Origin of the sequence: Pseudomonas sp. GD04158 (assembly GCF_029834875.1) — a bacterium.
GTDB classification, from domain to species: domain Bacteria; phylum Pseudomonadota; class Gammaproteobacteria; order Pseudomonadales; family Pseudomonadaceae; genus Aquipseudomonas; species Aquipseudomonas hydrolytica.
Map to the genome: position 1 here is coordinate 1 of NZ_JAODYT010000083.1, position 16867 is coordinate 16867.

At 65.8% G+C, this 16867-nt stretch carries 15 protein-coding genes and 1 pseudogene; 4 read left to right on the forward strand and 12 right to left on the reverse strand.

Translation table 11 applies throughout. The features are described 5' to 3' along the window. Together N7333_RS21040 and hutI are read right to left on the reverse strand one after the other, a co-directional pair. Positions 1-109, reverse strand: a pseudogene (locus N7333_RS21040) (formimidoylglutamase); the annotation flags it as partial. Further along, the gene (gene hutI / locus N7333_RS21045; RefSeq protein ID WP_129482550.1) at positions 99-1316 is read right to left on the reverse strand and encodes an imidazolonepropionase; all 1218 of its coding nucleotides are present in this window, start codon (positions 1314-1316) and stop codon (positions 99-101) included. The pseudogene N7333_RS21040 and the gene hutI, both read right to left, overlap by 11 nt. Positions 1317-1543: 227 nt before the next feature. Between hutI and N7333_RS21050 the strand changes: the two genes are divergently transcribed. Then, positions 1544-2134: a HutD family protein gene (locus tag N7333_RS21050; RefSeq protein WP_279859349.1), complete on the forward strand. Its 591-nt coding sequence runs from the start codon at positions 1544-1546 to the stop codon at positions 2132-2134. A gap of 4 nt (positions 2135-2138) precedes the next feature. Here the strand turns inward: N7333_RS21050 and N7333_RS21055 are convergent, their stop codons facing one another. After that, the gene (locus N7333_RS21055) at positions 2139-4226 is read right to left on the reverse strand and encodes a TonB-dependent receptor (protein ID WP_129482548.1); all 2088 of its coding nucleotides are present in this window, start codon (positions 4224-4226) and stop codon (positions 2139-2141) included. 335 nt (positions 4227-4561) lie between these two features. Between N7333_RS21055 and N7333_RS21060 the strand changes: the two genes are divergently transcribed. Genes N7333_RS21060 through N7333_RS21070 form a run of 3 tightly spaced genes read left to right on the forward strand, consistent with a single transcriptional unit; the run spans position 4562 to position 6915 of the window. Beyond that, positions 4562-5722, forward strand: a complete 1161-nt coding sequence (locus tag N7333_RS21060) for a Na/Pi symporter (protein ID WP_129482547.1) — start codon at positions 4562-4564, stop codon at positions 5720-5722. A 19-nt stretch (positions 5723-5741) separates the two neighbouring features. After that, a complete protein-coding gene (locus N7333_RS21065) occupies positions 5742-5969 on the forward strand; it encodes a hypothetical protein (protein ID WP_004373623.1) in 228 nt (75 codons plus the stop codon). A 4-nt stretch (positions 5970-5973) separates the two neighbouring features. Then, positions 5974-6915 carry a PstS family phosphate ABC transporter substrate-binding protein gene (locus N7333_RS21070; RefSeq protein WP_129482546.1) on the forward strand — a complete coding sequence of 314 codons (942 nt, stop codon included), beginning with the start codon at positions 5974-5976 and terminating at the stop codon, positions 6913-6915. Between the two features lie 34 nt (positions 6916-6949). Here N7333_RS21070 and ppk2 read toward each other — a convergent pair whose 3' ends face one another. From ppk2 to N7333_RS21115, 9 genes are all read right to left on the reverse strand, one after another. Then, complete coding sequence (gene ppk2, locus N7333_RS21075; RefSeq protein WP_004373628.1) at positions 6950-7882, reverse strand: polyphosphate kinase 2; 933 nt, start codon at positions 7880-7882, stop codon at positions 6950-6952. 280 nt (positions 7883-8162) lie between these two features. Beyond that, positions 8163-9941 (reverse strand): acyl-CoA dehydrogenase C-terminal domain-containing protein, encoded by a 1779-nt coding sequence (locus N7333_RS21080; protein ID WP_004373631.1) that lies wholly within the window; start codon positions 9939-9941, stop codon positions 8163-8165. A gap of 165 nt (positions 9942-10106) precedes the next feature. Beyond that, the gene (locus N7333_RS21085) at positions 10107-11396 is read right to left on the reverse strand and encodes a GGDEF domain-containing protein (protein WP_129482604.1); all 1290 of its coding nucleotides are present in this window, start codon (positions 11394-11396) and stop codon (positions 10107-10109) included. A 145-nt stretch (positions 11397-11541) separates the two neighbouring features. Next, the gene (locus tag N7333_RS21090; protein ID WP_004373634.1) at positions 11542-13347 is read right to left on the reverse strand and encodes a phenylacyl-CoA dehydrogenase; all 1806 of its coding nucleotides are present in this window, start codon (positions 13345-13347) and stop codon (positions 11542-11544) included. 170 nt (positions 13348-13517) lie between these two features. Further along, positions 13518-14252, reverse strand: a complete 735-nt coding sequence (locus N7333_RS21095) for a putative metalloprotease CJM1_0395 family protein (protein ID WP_129482545.1) — start codon at positions 14250-14252, stop codon at positions 13518-13520. Between the two features lie 52 nt (positions 14253-14304). Beyond that, positions 14305-14613, reverse strand: a complete 309-nt coding sequence (locus tag N7333_RS21100) for a hypothetical protein (RefSeq protein WP_090429284.1) — start codon at positions 14611-14613, stop codon at positions 14305-14307. A gap of 99 nt (positions 14614-14712) precedes the next feature. Further along, positions 14713-15399 carry a dethiobiotin synthase gene (bioD, locus tag N7333_RS21105; RefSeq protein ID WP_129482544.1) on the reverse strand — a complete coding sequence of 229 codons (687 nt, stop codon included), beginning with the start codon at positions 15397-15399 and terminating at the stop codon, positions 14713-14715. Positions 15400-15446: 47 nt separating this feature from the next. Continuing rightward, positions 15447-16250, reverse strand: coding sequence for a malonyl-ACP O-methyltransferase BioC (gene bioC, locus N7333_RS21110; protein ID WP_129482543.1), 804 nt, complete (start codon positions 16248-16250; stop codon positions 15447-15449). A 162-nt stretch (positions 16251-16412) separates the two neighbouring features. Then, on the reverse strand, positions 16413-16867 hold a 455-nt coding region (locus tag N7333_RS21115), incomplete at its 5' end, for an alpha/beta fold hydrolase (protein ID WP_347815295.1).

Consider the following 16867-nt stretch of genomic DNA (forward strand, 5'->3'; position numbering starts at 1 on the left):
GCTCGCTGGCTTCGCCGAGCACGCGGATGCGCTGGTGCCAGCGCGCGCTGTCGGCTTCGGGATCGGTGCGGCCGGTCCAGGCGCTCATGCAATGACGGTCAGCGTGCATAAACCACTTCTCCCTTGAAAACGCGCTGGCGCAGGCGCCCGGCCTGCACCGCATAGGCCAGTTCGGCCGGTTGCTGGATGTCCCACAGGCACAGGTCGGCAGGCGCGCCGACCTCGATCCGCCCCAGGTCGAGGCGCCCGAGGGCGCGGGCGGCCTGGGCAGTCATGCCGCTCAGCGCTTCGCGCGGGGTCAGCCGGAACAGGGTGCAGGCCAGGTTGGCCATCAGCGTGGGCATGCAGATCGGCGAGGTGCCGGGGTTGGCGTCGCTGGCCACGGCCATCGGCACGCCGTACTGGCGCAGCAGCTCGATGGGCGGCAGCTGGGTTTCGCGCAGCACATGGAAGGCGCCGGGCAACAGCACGGCGACGGTGCCGGCCTCGGCCATGGCGCGCACGCCGGCCTCGTCGAGGTATTCGATATGGTCGGCCGACAGCGCACCGTAACGCGCGGCCAGGGCACTGCCGCCCAGATTGGACAGCTGCTCGGCATGTGCCTTGATCGCCAGACCATGGGCCTTGGCCGCCAGGTAGATGCGCTCGCACTGCGCCGGGGAGAAACCGATGCCTTCGCAGAACACGTCCACCGCATCGGCCAGGCCTTCGGCGGCAGCGGCCGGAATCATCTCGTCGCAGACCAGGCTCACGTAGTCGTCGGCGCGGCCGGCGTATTCCGGCGGCAGGGCGTGGGCGCCGAGCAGCGTGGTGATCACCCGCACCGGTCGCAGCTGGCCGAGGCGGCGGGCCACGCGCAACATCTTCAGCTCGTCGGCGACGGTCAGGCCGTAACCGGACTTGATCTCCACCGTGGTCACGCCATCGGCCAGCAGCGCATCGAGGCGCGGCAGGCTGGCGGCGATCAGCTCGTCCTCGCTGGCCGCGCGAGTGGCGCGCACGCTGCTGAGAATGCCGCCGCCGGCGCGGGCGATCTCTTCGTAGCTGACGCCCTCCAGGCGCTGCTCGAACTCGCCGGCGCGGTTGCCGGCGTAGACCAGGTGGGTGTGGCAGTCGACCAGGCCGGGAGTCAGCACTCCGCTGCGACCAGCGCAGGCGGCGCCCTGGGCGTGCGCCTCGTTGAACTCGCGCGCCGGCCACAGACCGGCGATGCGCCCGTCCTCGACCAGCACGGTCATCGCCTCGCTCAGCTGCACCAGGCCATCGAAGACCTGCACATCACGCCACAGCTGTTTCGAAGTTGATTGCGTCGGCATGGGATTCTCCCTGCTTGTTTTGTATATACAATATGAGTGACTCGACGGACCGTCAAGCCATGAAAATGTTTTTGACCGGACGGTCATATGACTGCAGACACCATCGAATTATCGAGCGGATCGCCCGACATAGAGCCATCACTGTCGCTCAACGGTGGCCGAGCGACCGCGCTGACAATGGTTGCCATTCGTCGCCCATCGGCCATGTATATACATTTGGAGAAGCCATGCCCTGCACCCTGCTCGACCTCGCCACTGCCCGCGTCATGCCCTGGAAGAACGGCGGCGGCGAAACCCTGGAACTGGCCATCGCGCCGGCGGGCGCCGGGCTGGAGGATTTCGCCTGGCGCATCAGTTGCGCCCGGGTCGCCAGCAGCGGACCGTTCTCGCGCTTTCCCGGGGTCGACCACAGCCTGGCGCTGCTGGCCGGCGAGAGCCTGACCCTGCAACGGGCAGGTGCCGGCTCGCAACGCCTGCGCCCAGGCGAAGCGCCCCTGGCGTTTACCGGCGAAGAGTCGATCTGCGCGGCGCTCGACGCCGGTCCGGTGCGCGACTTCAACCTGATGACCCGCCGCGACGCCTGGCGCCACGAGCTGCAGCTGCTGCCTCTGGATGGCGAGCGGACGCTGGAGAACGCTGCCGAAGTGCTGCTGCTCTGGTGCCAGGCCGGTTCGAACTTGGGCTGCCAGCTGCCCGACGGCCAGCACCTGCGCCTAGACCCGGATCGCGGCCTGCTGCTGGAAAAAGAAACGGGCCGGCTGACGCTTCGCAGTGCGCAGCCGGCCCGGCTCTATGTGGGCAGAATGTATCGACGCTGAGGCGTCAGAAACTCAAGCGCATACCCAGGGTCAGGTTGCGTCCGGGCAGCAGCACCTCGTCCTTGATGAAGGAGGTATGCTCACGTGCCTTGCTGTCGAGCAGATTGTCGCCGCGCACGTAGACCGTGTAGCCGGTGTGCCCGAGGTTGCCGCGATAGCTGAGACCGGCACCGAGCATGTTGTAGCCGGAGGTATTACTCTCGTAGTCGGCACTGTCATCCTGACGCTGTACCCGGTAGAACTCCACTTGACCGCCAAGCGCCGGAGTGAAGGCCTGCTCCAACCGCACGCCCAGACGGTCAGCCGGGATGCGCGGCAAATCGCCGCCGCCATCGCGCAGCTTACCGCGCACATGATCGCCGAATAGGGTCATGGCCAGAGCAGCGGTAGCCTGGAAACGCACTTCACCCTCGGCACCGGTCAGCACAGCATCGTGCTGGCGGTACTCGATCTCGCGGTAGCCGGCGCCAGGCTCATGCCCGGTTTCGGCGGCGTAGATGAAGTCGTCCACCTGGTTGCGGTACAGGCTCAGGCTGAAGGTGGTGCGTCCGGCGAACTTGCGCAGTGTCAGTTCGGCGTTGTGCGAGGTTTCCTCGTCCAGCTCGGGGTTGCCCAGCTCGATGGTGCGGGTCGCCGCGTGCGGACCGTTGGCATACAGTTCTTCGGCGGTTGGCAGACGCTTGGAGCGCGACAGCGAGAAGCCCAGGGAATACTGCGGGGCAAAGGTCCAGACCGCCCCGGCGGAGACCGAAGTGCCACGGTGATCGGTGTCGGGTTGCGCGCCGTCGACATCGATGTCCTGCCACTCGTGACGCAGCCCCAGCTCGTAACGCCAGTCGCCCAGATTGTATTCCTCGAGCAAAAACAGCGCGTGATTGCGGGTCAGGGTCGGCGGTACATAGGCCTCTTCACCGAGGGCTTCGAAATCTCGGCGCAGGGTTTGCACGCCGAGTACGCCACGCCAGCCCAGCAGCGGCTCGTGGGTCAGTTCGATACGGGCGTCGGTGGCCTTGTTCTTGAAGGTGGTGGAGGCGACGCCGCCTTCCATCTCGCGGTGCTGGTAGTCGCTGTGACCGACTCGCAGACGGGCGCTCTCGAATCCATCGAAAGGATCACTCAGCTCGCCACGCAGGTCCCAGCGTTTCTGATCCATATCGATATAGGGCACGCCCTCGGCATGCTCATGCTCTTCTTCATGCTCACCGTGGTCGTGGTCATCGTCGTGGTCGTCATGCCCGTGACCATGATCATGCTCGTCTACGCAATGCCAGTCGGCCGGACCGTGAGTGTGGCAATCGGCGTGGGCATGCGCGAGCAAGCCATAGCGATTCTTCTGCCGGGTATGGGCCAGGCCGAGGTAGCCGCGCTCACCAACCCAACTGGCGCCGACGGTGCCAGTCTCAGTGTCGTTGTAGGAACCCAACTGCTTGTCCGAACGCGGATCGCCCTCGGCGCCGGGAATCTCGTACTCGTCAGCATTGCGCTTGAGACCCTCAATGCGCGCGGCGAAGTTGCCGCTGCCGACGGTGATCCCGAACAGTCCGGTGCTCTCGTTGGCCACCGTGTTACCACGCCATTCCAGCTCACCCTCGTAGCCGTTGACCGGGGCGTGGGTCGGCACCTTCTTGTCGATCACGTTGACCACGCCGCCGATGGCGCCGCCGCCATACAGGAGCGTCGCCGGCCCCTTGAGTACCTCGATACGCTCGGTCAGCATCGGCTCGACGGTGACCGCGTGATCCGGGCTGATGGTCGAGGCATCGAGCACATCGACACCATCGGACAGCACTTTCACCCGCGCGCCATCCTGCCCACGAATGACCGGACGACTGGCGCCGGCACCGAAGGAACTGCCGCGCACGCCGGGCAACATGTCCAGGGTACCGCCGAGGGTAGCCTGACGTCGGTCGATCAGCTCATCGCCTTCCAGCACCGCCGCCGGCGTGACCATGCGAGCGGTCGAACCCGCCAACGGGCTGGCGCTGACTACGCTGGACTCCAGCTCGATGGGCTGGTTTTCGGCAAAAGCGGGAGGAACCGGCAACAGGGCAACAGTCACGGCCCAGGCCAGGGGATGGCGATACAACCTCATGAAAAACCTCACATTACGAATGAAATGGCGCGCCGGCAGGCACGCAGGTCGGCAGGTTCGAGCGCTGCGGCTCGATTATAGTAACGTTATACTATAACACCACTGATCGAGCTCAAGAACAGGGCTCGCACCAACAGGCTTACTCCTGCGGCAGCGCCATCGACCTGCCCGGACGCGGTGATGGATACCCAAGAAGCCCAGGAAGGCTTTTCTCGCCGCTCTGTTCTATGTGGCCTGGCTGTATCGGCAGGGCTGAAGACACCCTGCCGCGGTCACGAAAGCTTAACCCCGCGCCGCCAACATCGAGCCATCGCTGCCCCAAGGGAGAATGGCCGATGACCGCCAATGCCGATGCCTTGACCGTCGAACCCTCGCTGCCGGCCACGCGCCAATGGCTGTCCTGGTTGCTGGTGGTGGCGCTGATCTACCTGCTGCTGGCCGGCGTTGGCGCCATCGGCGACGGCTTCAAGGCCGCCACCGGCAACAACGCCCGCGAACTGTTCGCCTTCGCCACCAACCCGCTGGTCGGCCTGATGATCGGCCTGGTGGCCACCGCGCTGATCCAGAGTTCCAGCACCGTGACCTCGATCATCGTCGGCATGGTCGCCGGCGGCCTGCCGATTCCCATCGCCATTCCGCTGATCATGGGCGCCAATATCGGCACCTCGCTGACCAGCACCATCGTCAGCCTCGGCCATATTCGCAGCGGCGAGGAGTTCCGCCGTGCCTTCTCGGCAGCCACGGTGCATGACGCCTTCAACATCACCGCGGTGGCCATCCTGCTGCCGCTGGAGCTGCTGTTCCAGCCCTTGCAGCGCCTGTCGGAATCGCTCGCCGGCCTGCTGGTCAGCGATGCCAGCGTCGACATGAAGAGCGTCAACTTCATGAAGACCCTGCTGTCGCCGGCCTCCGACCTGCTCGCGGGCAGCGTCAGCTGGCTGCCCGGCGCCGTATGGAGCGGCGTCGCGCTGATCCTGATCGGCGTGGCGATGATCCTGTTCGTGGTCACGGTCATCGGCAAGGTCCTGCGCAAGGTGATGGTCGGCCGCGCCAAGGACATCATGCACGCCAGCGTCGGCCGCGGCCCGCTGTCCGGCATCGCCTCGGGCAGCGTGATCACCGTGCTGGTGCAGTCGTCCTCGACCACCACGGCGCTGATCGTGCCGCTGGCCGGCAGCGGCGTGTTCAGCCTCAAGCAGGTCTACCCCTTCACCCTTGGCACCAATATCGGCACCTGCGTCACCGCGCTGCTGGCTGCCACCGCGATCACCGGGCCGACCGCGGAGGTGGCCATGCAGATCGCCCTGGTGCACCTGCTGTTCAACCTGCTGGGCATCCTCATCATCTACGCCCTGCCCTTGCTGCGTGGCGTACCGCCGATGATCGCCGAGGGCCTGGCCACGCTGGCGCAGCGCAGCAAGCTCTACGTGGTCGCCTATATCGCCGGCCTGTTCTTCGCCCTGCCCCTGCTGCTGATCGGCGCCAGCCAGATCTGAGCCCTGCCAAGGAGTTGCCATGAGACGCGAACAGAGTCGCCAGGAAACCCAGCAGCGCATCCACGAGCTGCGCGAAACCCTCAACGAGCTGGAGACGCAACTGGCCGGGATGGAGGCGCAGGAGCAGGCCCAGCACCAGCAGATCGAGCACCTCGACGACTATATCGATGCCGTCGACACCAAGCTCAGCAGCCTGCAGCTGTTCTGGAATTCGCTGAAACAGGAATGGCGCAAGCCCAAGGCGTGATCCCATGACGACCCGACTCTCTCTCGCCAAGACCCTGCTCGGCGGCCTCGCCGTCAGCCTGCTCAGCGCCTGCGACGAGGCGCCACCGTTGACTTCGGCCGCGGCCGACCTGCGTATCGACGGCTCCAGCACGGTGTTTCCGTTGACCCGCGAGGCGGCGCGACGTTTTGAGCGCACGGCCGGGGGCAGCCGTATAGCCGTGGACTTCTCCGGCACCGCGGCCGGCTTTCGCCGCTTCTGCGCCGGCGAGACCGACATCAGCAACGCCTCGCGGGAAATCAATGCCGAAGAACTGGCCCAGTGTCAGGCCAACGGCATCGACTTTCGCGTCGTGCCGCTGGCCATGGACGCCATCGCCGTGGTGGTCAATCCGGCCAATACCTGGGTCGATGCCATCAGCGTCGAGGAGCTGAAGAAACTCTGGTCGCCGGCTGCCGAGAAAAAGCTCAACAGCTGGCGCGACCTGCGCCCGGACTGGCCGGATGAGCCCATCGTGCTGTTCGGCCGCGGCCAGGACTCCGGCACCTACGACGTGTTCACCCAGGCCATCGTCGGCACTACGCACAGCAGCCGGCAGGATTACCAGGCCAGCGAGGACGAGGAGTTTCTCGCCAAGTCCATCGCCGCGGAGCCCAATGCCCTGGGCTTCTTCGGTATCGGCGCCTACCACCGGCACTGGGACGAGCTGAAGCTGGTGGCCGTCGACGCCGGCAACGGCGCGGTCTTCCCTACCCTGGAGACTGTCGCGCAGAACCGCTACCAGCCGCTGACCCGGCCGCTGTTTCTCTACGTCAGCCAGCGCAGCCTGGCGGACAAGCCGCTGCTGGACAGCTTCCTGCGCCACTACCTGGACGGCCTGCCCGGCTGGATTCACTTCACCGGCTATATGCCGCTGGCCCGCGACAGCTACCGCAGCAGCCTGGAGGCCCTGAGCAAGGCACCCTGAGCGCGCGCAGGGCCGCCTGGGCAGCAAGCGGTGACTAGTAGCGCGCCGGCACCAGCATGCTGTCGGGTACCGGCATGCGCAGATAGTCCGGGTTGTAGACCCGCGCCGGCAGTTGCACCTGCGCCCGCGGCACCGTCTGATAGGGGATCTGGCTGAGCAGGTGGGCGATGCAGTTGAGCCGCGCGCGCTTCTTGTCGTCGGCCTCCACCACCCACCAGGGCGCCTCGGGGATATGGGTGCGCTCGAGCATCACTTCCTTGGCCTGGGTGTAGGCCTCCCAGCGTCGCCGCGACTCCAGGTCCATCGGGCTCAGTTTCCACTGCTTGAGCGGATCGTGAATGCGCGCCAGGAAGCGGCGGTTCTGCTCGTTGTCGGTGATGGAGAACCAGTACTTGATCAGCAGGATGCCGGAGCGCACCAGCATGCGTTCGAACTCCGGCACCGAGCGGAAGAACTCCTCGTACTCGGCATCGCTGCAAAAGCCCATGACCTTCTCGACGCCCGCGCGGTTGTACCAGCTACGGTCGAACAGGACCATTTCCCCGGCGGCCGGCAGATGCGGCACGTAGCGCTGGAAGTACCACTGGGTGCGTTCGCGGTCGTTGGGTGCCGGCAACGCCGCGACCCGGCAGATACGCGGGTTGAGACGCTGGGTGACGCGCTTGATCACCCCGCCCTTGCCGGCGGCGTCGCGGCCCTCGAACAGCACCACCACCTTGAGGTGGTTGTGCACCACCCAGTCCTGCAGCTTGACCAGCTCGCCCTGCAGACGCAGCAACTCGGAGAAGTAGGTGCGCCGCGACAGATCGCCCGGTTGTAGCGGAACGCCGCCCTCGGCGCGGGCGATCAGGCCATCCATGCGCGCATCGTCCAGCTCCATTTCCAGTTCCTCGTCGAGGCTGTCCTGGAATTCGGCCTGCAGCAACTGCTCGTAGGCCTGTAACGAACTGTGCATCGGATCGGTCATGACGGCTCCTCGCTGACTGGATTACCCCACTGGGTCGCCACAGGCTAGCGAGCAGCAATGACAGCGGCGTGACCGGCAAAACCCACCACGTAGGGTGCGCCGCGCGCACCGGCGGCGCTTTACCGTAGCCCGGATGCAATCCGGGAAGTGACGATCTGCCCCGGATTGCATCCGGGCTACGAAGCGACGCGATATGGCATTCGTTGCACCTCGCACCAGAGGCCCTGAACGCAAAAGCCCCGGCACTGGGGCCGGGGCTTTCGGATGGTGCCGGAGGCGCTTAGAACTGCGCGGCGTCGAGCAGATACAGCGACTCGCTACCGGCCTTGACCGACGCACTCAGCGAGTGAATGCGCGGCAGCAGACGGGCGAAGTAGAAGCGTGCGGTGCCCAGCTTGCTGGCGTAGAACTCGTCCTGCCCTTCCTTGCCCAGCGCGGCCCTGGCCATCAGCGCCCACATATAGGCATAGGCGGTGTAGCCGAAGACGTGCAGGTATTCCACCGAGGCCGCACCGATCTCGTTAGGGTTGCTCTTGGCACGGTCCAGTACCCAGGCGGTCAGCTCATCCAGGTTCTGCACTGCAGCCGCCAGCGGCTTGGTGAACTCGGCGAGGCTGGCATCGGCCGAAGCGACGAAGGCTTTGATCTCGTCGGCCAGGTGCTTGTAGTAGCTGCCGCCGCTGCCGACGATCTTGCGCCCCATCAGGTCCAGCGACTGGATGCCGTTGGTGCCTTCGTAGATCTGGGTGATGCGGCAGTCGCGCACCAGCTGCTCCTGGCCCCACTCGCGGATGAAGCCGTGGCCGCCGAAGATCTGCTGGCCGTGCACGGTGGTTTCCAGCGCCATGTCGGTGAGGAAGGCCTTGGCTACCGGGGTCAGCAGCGCCACCAGTTCGTCGGCACGCTTGGCGGTGTCCTTGTCCTCGCTGTACTTGGCGGTATCGAGCTGCATGGCGACATAGCTGGAGAAGGCGCGACCGCCCTCGTTCAGCGCCTTCATGGTCAGCAGCATGCGGCGCACGTCCGGGTGCACGATGATCGGGTCGGCGGCCTTGTCCTTGGCGACCGGGCCGGTCGGCGCGCGGCTCTGGATGCGCTCGCGGGCGTACTCGATGGCGCTCTGGTAGCTGCGCTCGCCCAGGGCCAGGCCCTGGATGCCGACGCCCAGGCGCTCGTAGTTCATCATGGTGAACATGGCATTGAGGCCCTTGTTCACTTCGCCGACCAGGTAGCCGGTGGCGCCGTCGAAGTTCATCACGCAGGTGGCCGAGGCCTTGATGCCCATCTTGTGCTCGATGGAGCCGCAGCCCAGGGCGTTCTTCTCGCCCAGCGAGCCGTCGGCACCCACCATGAACTTGGGCACCAGGAACAACGAGATGCCCTTCGGCCCGGCCGGTGCGTCCGGCAGCTTGGCCAGCACCAGGTGGATGATGTTCTCGGTCAGGTCGTGTTCGCCGCCGGTGATGAAGATCTTGGTGCCGGAAATCTTGTAGCTGCCATCGGCCTGAGGTTCGGCCTTGGTGCGGATAATCCCTAAGTCGGTACCGGCATGCGGCTCGGTCAGGCACATGGAACCGGCCCAGACGCCGGCGTACATGTTCGGCAGGTACTGCGCCTTCAGCTCTTCGCTGGCGTGGTTGAGGATCGACAGGCAGGCGCCGGCGGTCAGCATCGGGTACAGGCCGAAGGACAGGTTGGCCGAGTTGACCATTTCCTCGACCTGGGCGCCGATCACCTTGGGCATGCCCATGCCGCCGAACTCCGGCGAACCGCCGACACCGACCCAGCCGCCTTCGGCGTAGGTCTGGTAGGCCTCGGGGAAACCGGCCGGGGTCTTCACCGCGCCGTTGTCCCAGGAGCAGCCTTCCTCGTCGCCGCTGCGGTTGAGCGGGGCGATGCTGCCGGCGGTGACCTTGCCGGCTTCTTCGAGGATGGCGCTGGCAGTCTCGGCATCGACCACCTCGGCCAGGGCCGGCAGCTCGGCCCAGAGCTTGGAAACTTCGAAGACTTCATTGAGCACGAAGCGCATGTCGCGCAGGGGGGCTTGGTAATCGGCCATGACACATCCTCGGAAAAACGGACTTACGTGAGAGGGCCGAGTTTACTGGAACAACTTTACAGACACATAGGGTCGTGTTGTGACCATATATTCACAACAGGTCACTAACTATTTGATTGATGAAGAGCGAGGGAAAACCTCATCAACCGCTCGTCGCCGGCTTGGCTATTCGCCCCCGGAGGCCAGCTTGACGGCGCCCCGACGCTGGCCGGCGCTGCGGATGCAGTTGCGCCCGGCAGCCTTGGCGCTGTACAGCGCCTTGTCCGCTTCCTTGATCACTTCCTGAGGGTTGCGCTGTTCGGCCTTGCGCTCGGCCACGCCAATGCTGACGGTCACCGACACCTCGCTGGCCCCCTTGCCGGCGCGGCGCGGCTTGCCCTCACGATCGTCGCGCGGCCGGTTCTGCTTGTCGCGCAACTGCATGCGGTACTGCTCGATGGCCAGGCGCACGGTCTCCATATGCGGCAGGCACTGCTCCAGGCTCCTGCCGGGGAACAGCAGGGTGAACTCCTCGCCGCCATAGCGATAGGCCTTGCCGCCACCGCCGACCTTGCGCAGCTGGCTGGCGACCAGGCGCAGCACCTGATCGCCGACATCGTGACCGTGGGTGTCGTTGAATTTCTTGAAATGATCGACGTCGACCATGGCGATCACATAGTCACGCCCCAGACGCTGCAGGCGCTCGTTGAGTGCGCGCCGACCCGGCAGCCCGGTGAGCTCGTCGCGGAACGCCATCTGGTAGGCCTCATGAGCCACCGAAGCCACCAGCATGAGCATCACCATGCTGATCATCACCTGCAACGCATTGGCCAGGATAAATACCTGCGGCAGCATCCATAGCAGGCCGCACAGGCCAAGCAGTTGCGCCGCGTGCAGCGGGCGGGGACGACGCAGGTATTGCGCCAGCAAGGCGACGAAGGCCAGCAGGAACATCAGATAGGCCAGCTGCGCCAGGTTCATCCAGGCGCCATGCAGCGCCGGCCAGTGAATCTGCGCCAGCCACTCGGCGATGCCCTGCGGATAACGCCGCGCCAGGCCGAAGGCCACCGCACCGATCGCCAGCAGCACCAGCGCGCGAGCCAGCATGTCCTGCGCCAGGTGCGAACGTTCCTCCCAGCAGCCGTACAAGGCGTAGAGCAGCGGCAGCAGCAGGCAGACCAGGTGAAAGACCAGCGCGGCATCGTCGCGCACCTGACCGCCGTCACGGAAGTGATCGATCTGGATATCCAGCAGGAAATAGCCGACATACAGCGCCAGCAGCAGGAACACTTCGCGCTGGCGGCCATAGACCAGACAGAAGGCGCCCCCCAGCAGCAGAAGAAGCGTCGGCAACACGTTGAACAGGGAGAGGAAGAATTCGCCGAGCGCCGGCAAGCGTGCAGCCACCAGCCCACCGACCAGCAAGGGCAGCGAGGAGAAGAAGTGACTGAGGCGCAGATTGGCCGGACGAATCACGCTGGCATCCCGGACGATAGATGAAGGCATTCTGCTTGCTTCGCCCCTTGAAAACAGCGACAGGATGCGACATTCGCTTCAATGCACGGCGCAAAAACGACAACGCCGCCCCGAGGGGCGGCGTTGCGGTTCAACCGATCAGGACTTAGAAGCCGAGCGCGAAATGCTCTTCGTCCATTTCCATCAGGTTGTTGGCGCCGGACAGCATGGCTTCGACGTGCGCGCGGGTGCGCGGCAGGATACGTGCGAAGTAGAAGCGCGCGGTCTGCAGCTTGGCCTTGTAGAAGGCCTCGTCGCCGGTGCCGGCAGCCAGCTTCTCGGCGGCCAGGCGCGCCATGTCGGCCCAGAAGTAGGCCAGGCAGGCGTAACCGGAGTACATCAGGTAGTCCACGGAGGCGGCACCGACTTCTTCGCGATCCTTCATCGCAGCCATGCCGATCTTCATGGTGATGTCGCCCCACTCCTTGTTCAGCTTGGCCAGCGGCTCGATGAACTCCTTGACGGAGTCATTGGCTTCGTTGGCCTGGCAGAACTTGTGCACGATCTTGGTGAAGTTCTTCAGGGCGCCGCCCTGAGTCATCAGCACCTTGCGGCCCAGCAGGTCCAGCGCCTGAACGCCGGTGGTGCCTTCGTACATCATGGAGATGCGGCAGTCGCGCAGGTTCTGCTCCATGCCCCACTCGCTGATGAAGCCGTGGCCACCGTAGATCTGCATGCCGTGGGAAGCGGCTTCGAAGCCCACTTCGGTCATGAACGCCTTGGCGATCGGAGTCAGGAAGGCCAGCAGCTCGTCGGCGGCCTTCTTCTCTTCTTCGTTCTGGCTGTACTTGACGATGTCCACCTGCTTGGCGGTGAAGTAGACCATGGCGCGGTTGCCTTCGGCGAACGCCTTCATGGTCAGCAGCATGCGGCGCACGTCCGGATGCACGATGATCGGGTCGGCGGCTTTTTCCGGGGCTTTCGGGCCGGTCAGCGAACGCATCTGCAGACGCTCGCGGGCGTACTTGATGCCACCCTGGAAACCGACTTCGGCGTGGGCCAGGCCTTGCAGCGCGGTACCCAGACGAGCGGTGTTCATGAAGGTGAACATGCAGTTCAGGCCCTTGTTGGCCGGGCCGATCAGGTAGCCGGTGGCACCGTCGAAGTTCATCACGCAGGTGGCGTTGCCGTGGATGCCCATCTTGTGCTCGATGGAGCCACAGGAAACGGCGTTGCGCTCGCCTACGCCGCCTTCGGCATTGGGCAGGAACTTCGGCACGATGAACAGCGAGATACCCTTGGTACCGGCCGGGGCATCGGGCAGGCGGGCCAGAACGATATGGACGATGTTGTCGGCCATGTCGTGCTCACCAGCGGAAATGAAGATCTTGGTACCGGTGACCTTGTAGCTGCCGTCGGCCTGCGGTTCGGCCTTGGTGCGCAGCATGCCCAGGTCGGTGCCGCAATGCGGCTCGGTCAGGCACATGGTGCCGGTCCACTCGCCGGAAACCAGCTTGGTCAGGTAGGTGTGCTTCTGCTCGTCGGTGCCGTGAGCGCTCAGGGTGTTCATCGCACCATGGCTCAGGCCCGGGTACATGCCCCAGGACCAGTTGGCCGAACCGACCATCTCGCTGATGGCCAGGCCGAGGGATTCCGGCAGGCCCTGGCCGCCGTGCTCGACGTCATGCGCCAGGCTCGGCCAGCCGCCTTCGACGAACTGCTGATAGGCCTCTTTGAAGCCGGTCGGGGTCTTCACGCCGGATTCGCTCCAGGTGCAGCCTTCGGTATCACCCACACGGTTCAGCGGCGACAGAACCTGCTCGCAGAACTTGGCGCCTTCTTCGAGGATGGCGTCGACCATGTCCGGAGTGGCGTCCTGGCAACCTGGCAGGCTCTGGTAGTGAGCTTCATAGCCCAGCAGCTCGTCACGAACGAAACGAATGTCACGCAAGGGGGCCTTGTAGTCAGGCATAACGGTAAACCTCTGCGGTGGATTCCTAGTAGTTGGGGTGACCGGCTTTGGCGGTCGCTCTCGGGATCACTCCCGGCTGCCTGGCCACGAGGCTGCGGCCGAAGCAATCAAACAGGCGTTTGAAACATACGTTTACGCCATCCCCTTGTCAAGCGCTGCCAATCGGCCGGCTACGCGACCAGATCGACACGCGGCTCAGGCGCCGGCAGTTCACCCAGGCGCCGATACAGATCAAGACTAGGCGCAGACGGCGGGGCTTGCCGCTGCTGGCTCGTCTGTTCCTGCTCGTCGCGCCGGGACCGTGCGCGCTCGTCGCGCGCCTGCTCCGCCGCCGCGGCTTCCTCACGACGCAGCTCGGCCAGCTCGACGCGTGCCTGGGCAGCCTGCGCCTGAGCCAGCGCAGCCACGCGCAGGTCCTGCGCAGAGGGTTCAACCGGGGCCAGCGCCGCGCGCAGGACGATCTCCATCTTGCGCAAGGTGGCTTCAGGGTCGTTGGGAACGGGCGCGGTATCGATGCTGACTTCGCCGGACACGGCGTAACGCTGGCCATCGGGCCCGCGCTTGAAACTGTAGGTGGGAGCCCCGGCGTACTGACCGCCCACTGCCGCGTGCGCCTGCTCGTGAGCGCGGACCTCGCGGTCGCGTTGCGCCAGCTCGGCGATTTCCAGCTGCTCAAGACGCTGCTCCTGCGGGCCGGGCTCGCTGTCGCCGGCACGCCCTTCGGTGGAAGGACGATCGGCCTCCTCGCGTTCCGAGGCGGCCGAATCCGCCTGCTGCTCCTGAGCAGCGGCCACCGGCGGGAGATCGGCACGGAGCATATCGGGGGAGACATCGGACGAAAGCGGGCGGGCCGGCGCAGCGGAGGGCGCAGGTGCGAACGACGGCAGGCTGTTGCCGATCAGCATGTGCTCCCTCCTGCCCCGTTGCTGGCCGCTGCAGCGGCCGGGGCGGAACTACCTATGCACGGGTGTCGATCAGGGTGCCCAGCACTTCGTCGGCGGTTTCCACCACCCGTGCGTTGGCGCGCACCTCGTTCTCACCGACGCGCAGCGCCACCAGACTCTCGGCGAGGTCGGGACGGGTCTGCTCGGCAGCGCGTGGCGCCTGGTTGACCTGATTCTGTGCCGGGGTCTGCTGGCTCGCTGGCTGCTGCGCTGGCTGGCTGACGGAATTGCTGGCGATCTCGACGGCAGCCTGCTCGACACGACGCTGCCCGGCCTGAATGCCGCTCAGACCCGAGTTGAATGCATTGGCGGAGATTTCCATCGACAGCTCCCTGCGGGAAATAGAACCTGACGCCCTGTATTGAAGCAGAAGACGGCTAAAAAATGTACAGACAAAAGGCTATCGTCTGTTTGCTGTTTATTACCAGTCTGCCAGCCGCTCAAGGCTGAGATGCTCCGCCACTGCAGCGGCCGAAGCGCTCGCCAGGTGCGGCACACGGCCCAGGCAAGGAGCAGGCAGGCGCTCGGCCAGGGTGGCGAGGTTTTCCTCCAAGCGCGAGGTGTGCGGGTCGACCACGTTGGCCACCCACCCCGCCAGGCTCAGGCCGTCACGTGCGATGGCCTCCGCGCTGAGCAGCGCATGGTTGATGCAGCCCAGGCGCACACCCACCACCAGAATCACCGGTAGCTCGAGCGCCACGGCGAAGTCGGAGAGGTTCTCGGCGCCGGCCAGGGGCACACGCCAGCCACCGGCACCTTCCACCAGAGCGAAGTCCGCGCCCTTGGCCAGGATCGCCTTTGCCGGCCCGAGCAGGCTGGCGACATCCAGCCTTACCCCGGCCTCGCGCGCTGCCAGATGCGGCGCGATGGCCGGCGCGAAGGCGAAGGGGTTGACCTCCTCGTAGCGCAGCGGCAGGGAGCACTGCGCAAGCAGCGCGAGGGCATCGTCATTGCGCAGGCCATCGGCGCTCGCGACGCAGCCGGAGGCCACCGGCTTGGCCGCCGCCGTGCTCAGCCCTCGCAGACGCGCGGCATGCAGCAGGCCGGCGGCGATGGTGGTCTTGCCAATTTCGGTATCGGTGCCGGTAACGAAGTAAGCGTGGGTCATATCGTTTTCCTCTGTGCTGTATTCGAGCGCGCGACACCGAAACAGCTCTAGCGGGGTTTGCCCAGCACGCCGTAGACCACCTGGTAGGTGGCGGGCAGCCCGGCTGGCTGGCGGAACGTCTCGTAGGCCTCGATCAGCGCGCGAATCCGCGCGCGCCCGGTCAGCCCGCCCGGGCGGCCGGGATTGAGGTTGTGCGCGCCGAGGTCCTTGAGCGAACTGGTCAGGCTGCGCAAATCGGCAAAATGCAGGGTTTCGGCCCGGTGCTGCAGCGCCAGCACCTGCATCTCGCCGCCTGCGCAGAGCTGCTGATAATCCTCGAACCGGCGAAAGCGATTGACGTGGACGAAGCCATCGACCGCCTGCCAGCTGTCGCGCAGCTCCTGCAGAGTGCCGACGCACAGGCTGGAAAAGGCCATCACACCGCCGGGACGCAGCACGCGCCGGGCCTCGCTCAGCACCCGCTGAAAATCTCCACACCACTGCAGGGCCAGGCTGGAGAACAGCAGATCGGCGCTGGCGCATTGCAGTGGCAGCGCCTCGGCATCGCCGGCGATGAAATGCGTCGCACCGCCAAGCGGCCGAGCATGACGCAGCATGCCCTCGGCGATATCCACCGCCACGCCCTCGCCTGACGGGTAGCGCTCGGCCAGGGCGCGGGTGAAAAATCCGGTGCCGCAGCCCAGATCCAGCCAGCGCTGTGGCTGCAGCGATGCGGGCAGACGCGCCAACAGCTGCACGCCGACGCTGCGCTGCAACTCGGCCACGGCGTCGTAGCTTTCGGCCGCGCGGGAAAAGGAGGCGGCGACCTGGCGCTTGTCCGGCAGGCCGCCGGGCTGGGCGTACTCGCTCATGGACCGCCCCTGCAGGAGATGCCATGGGACGTCTGCAGCTGGTGCGCGCGGCGCACCCTACGAGTGCTCGGCATACCGGGAAAGCGAGGGTGCGGCGCCTGCACGTAGGGTGCGCCATGCGCACCAAGGGATTGCGGCACTTCGCGGCAGCAAGTCGGCCTCCTACGCGTCGCCATCGCTGGCCTCGCGGATAAACTCGAGCAGCAGCCCCGCCAGGGCCTGCGGTTGTTCCACAACGAAGGCGTGGCCGCAGCCCTCCAGCACGTCCACCTCGCCGGCTGACAGCAGCGCCAGCAGCTCATCGGCGACGGCGGCCGGCACCAGGGCGTCCTGTTCGGCCAGCAGGTGCAGCTGCGGTCCGGCGAAGGTCGCGAGCGCGGTACAGTTATCCAGCGTCGCCAGTACCTGCAATCCGGCCAGCAGCGAAGGCTCGTTGGCCAACACATTGGCCTGCAGCAAGCGCGCCAGGCCTCGGGCGTCGCCGCTGCCCTGGGCGCAGAGCATAGCGAAACGCCTGAGGGTGGCGCCGGCGTTGTGCGCGCAACCCTCATAGAAGGTGGCATAGGTATCAGCCGGCATCGCCTGCGGCCAGGCGTCGCTGGAAACGAAGCGTGCGT

Coding starts and splice junctions, on each gene's coding strand:
- hutI (WP_129482550.1), bottom strand. CDS start 1,316: ATGCCGACGCAATCAACTTCGAAACAGCTGTGGCGTGATGTGCAGGTC.
- N7333_RS21050 (WP_279859349.1), top strand. CDS start 1,544: ATGCCCTGCACCCTGCTCGACCTCGCCACTGCCCGCGTCATGCCCTGG.
- N7333_RS21055 (WP_129482548.1), bottom strand. CDS start 4,226: ATGAGGTTGTATCGCCATCCCCTGGCCTGGGCCGTGACTGTTGCCCTG.
- N7333_RS21060 (WP_129482547.1), top strand. CDS start 4,562: ATGACCGCCAATGCCGATGCCTTGACCGTCGAACCCTCGCTGCCGGCC.
- N7333_RS21065 (WP_004373623.1), top strand. CDS start 5,742: ATGAGACGCGAACAGAGTCGCCAGGAAACCCAGCAGCGCATCCACGAG.
- N7333_RS21070 (WP_129482546.1), top strand. CDS start 5,974: ATGACGACCCGACTCTCTCTCGCCAAGACCCTGCTCGGCGGCCTCGCC.
- ppk2 (WP_004373628.1), bottom strand. CDS start 7,882: ATGACCGATCCGATGCACAGTTCGTTACAGGCCTACGAGCAGTTGCTG.
- N7333_RS21080 (WP_004373631.1), bottom strand. CDS start 9,941: ATGGCCGATTACCAAGCCCCCCTGCGCGACATGCGCTTCGTGCTCAAT.
- N7333_RS21090 (WP_004373634.1), bottom strand. CDS start 13,347: ATGCCTGACTACAAGGCCCCCTTGCGTGACATTCGTTTCGTTCGTGAC.
- N7333_RS21095 (WP_129482545.1), bottom strand. CDS start 14,252: ATGCTGATCGGCAACAGCCTGCCGTCGTTCGCACCTGCGCCCTCCGCT.
- N7333_RS21100 (WP_090429284.1), bottom strand. CDS start 14,613: ATGGAAATCTCCGCCAATGCATTCAACTCGGGTCTGAGCGGCATTCAG.
- bioD (WP_129482544.1), bottom strand. CDS start 15,399: ATGACCCACGCTTACTTCGTTACCGGCACCGATACCGAAATTGGCAAG.
- bioC (WP_129482543.1), bottom strand. CDS start 16,250: ATGAGCGAGTACGCCCAGCCCGGCGGCCTGCCGGACAAGCGCCAGGTC.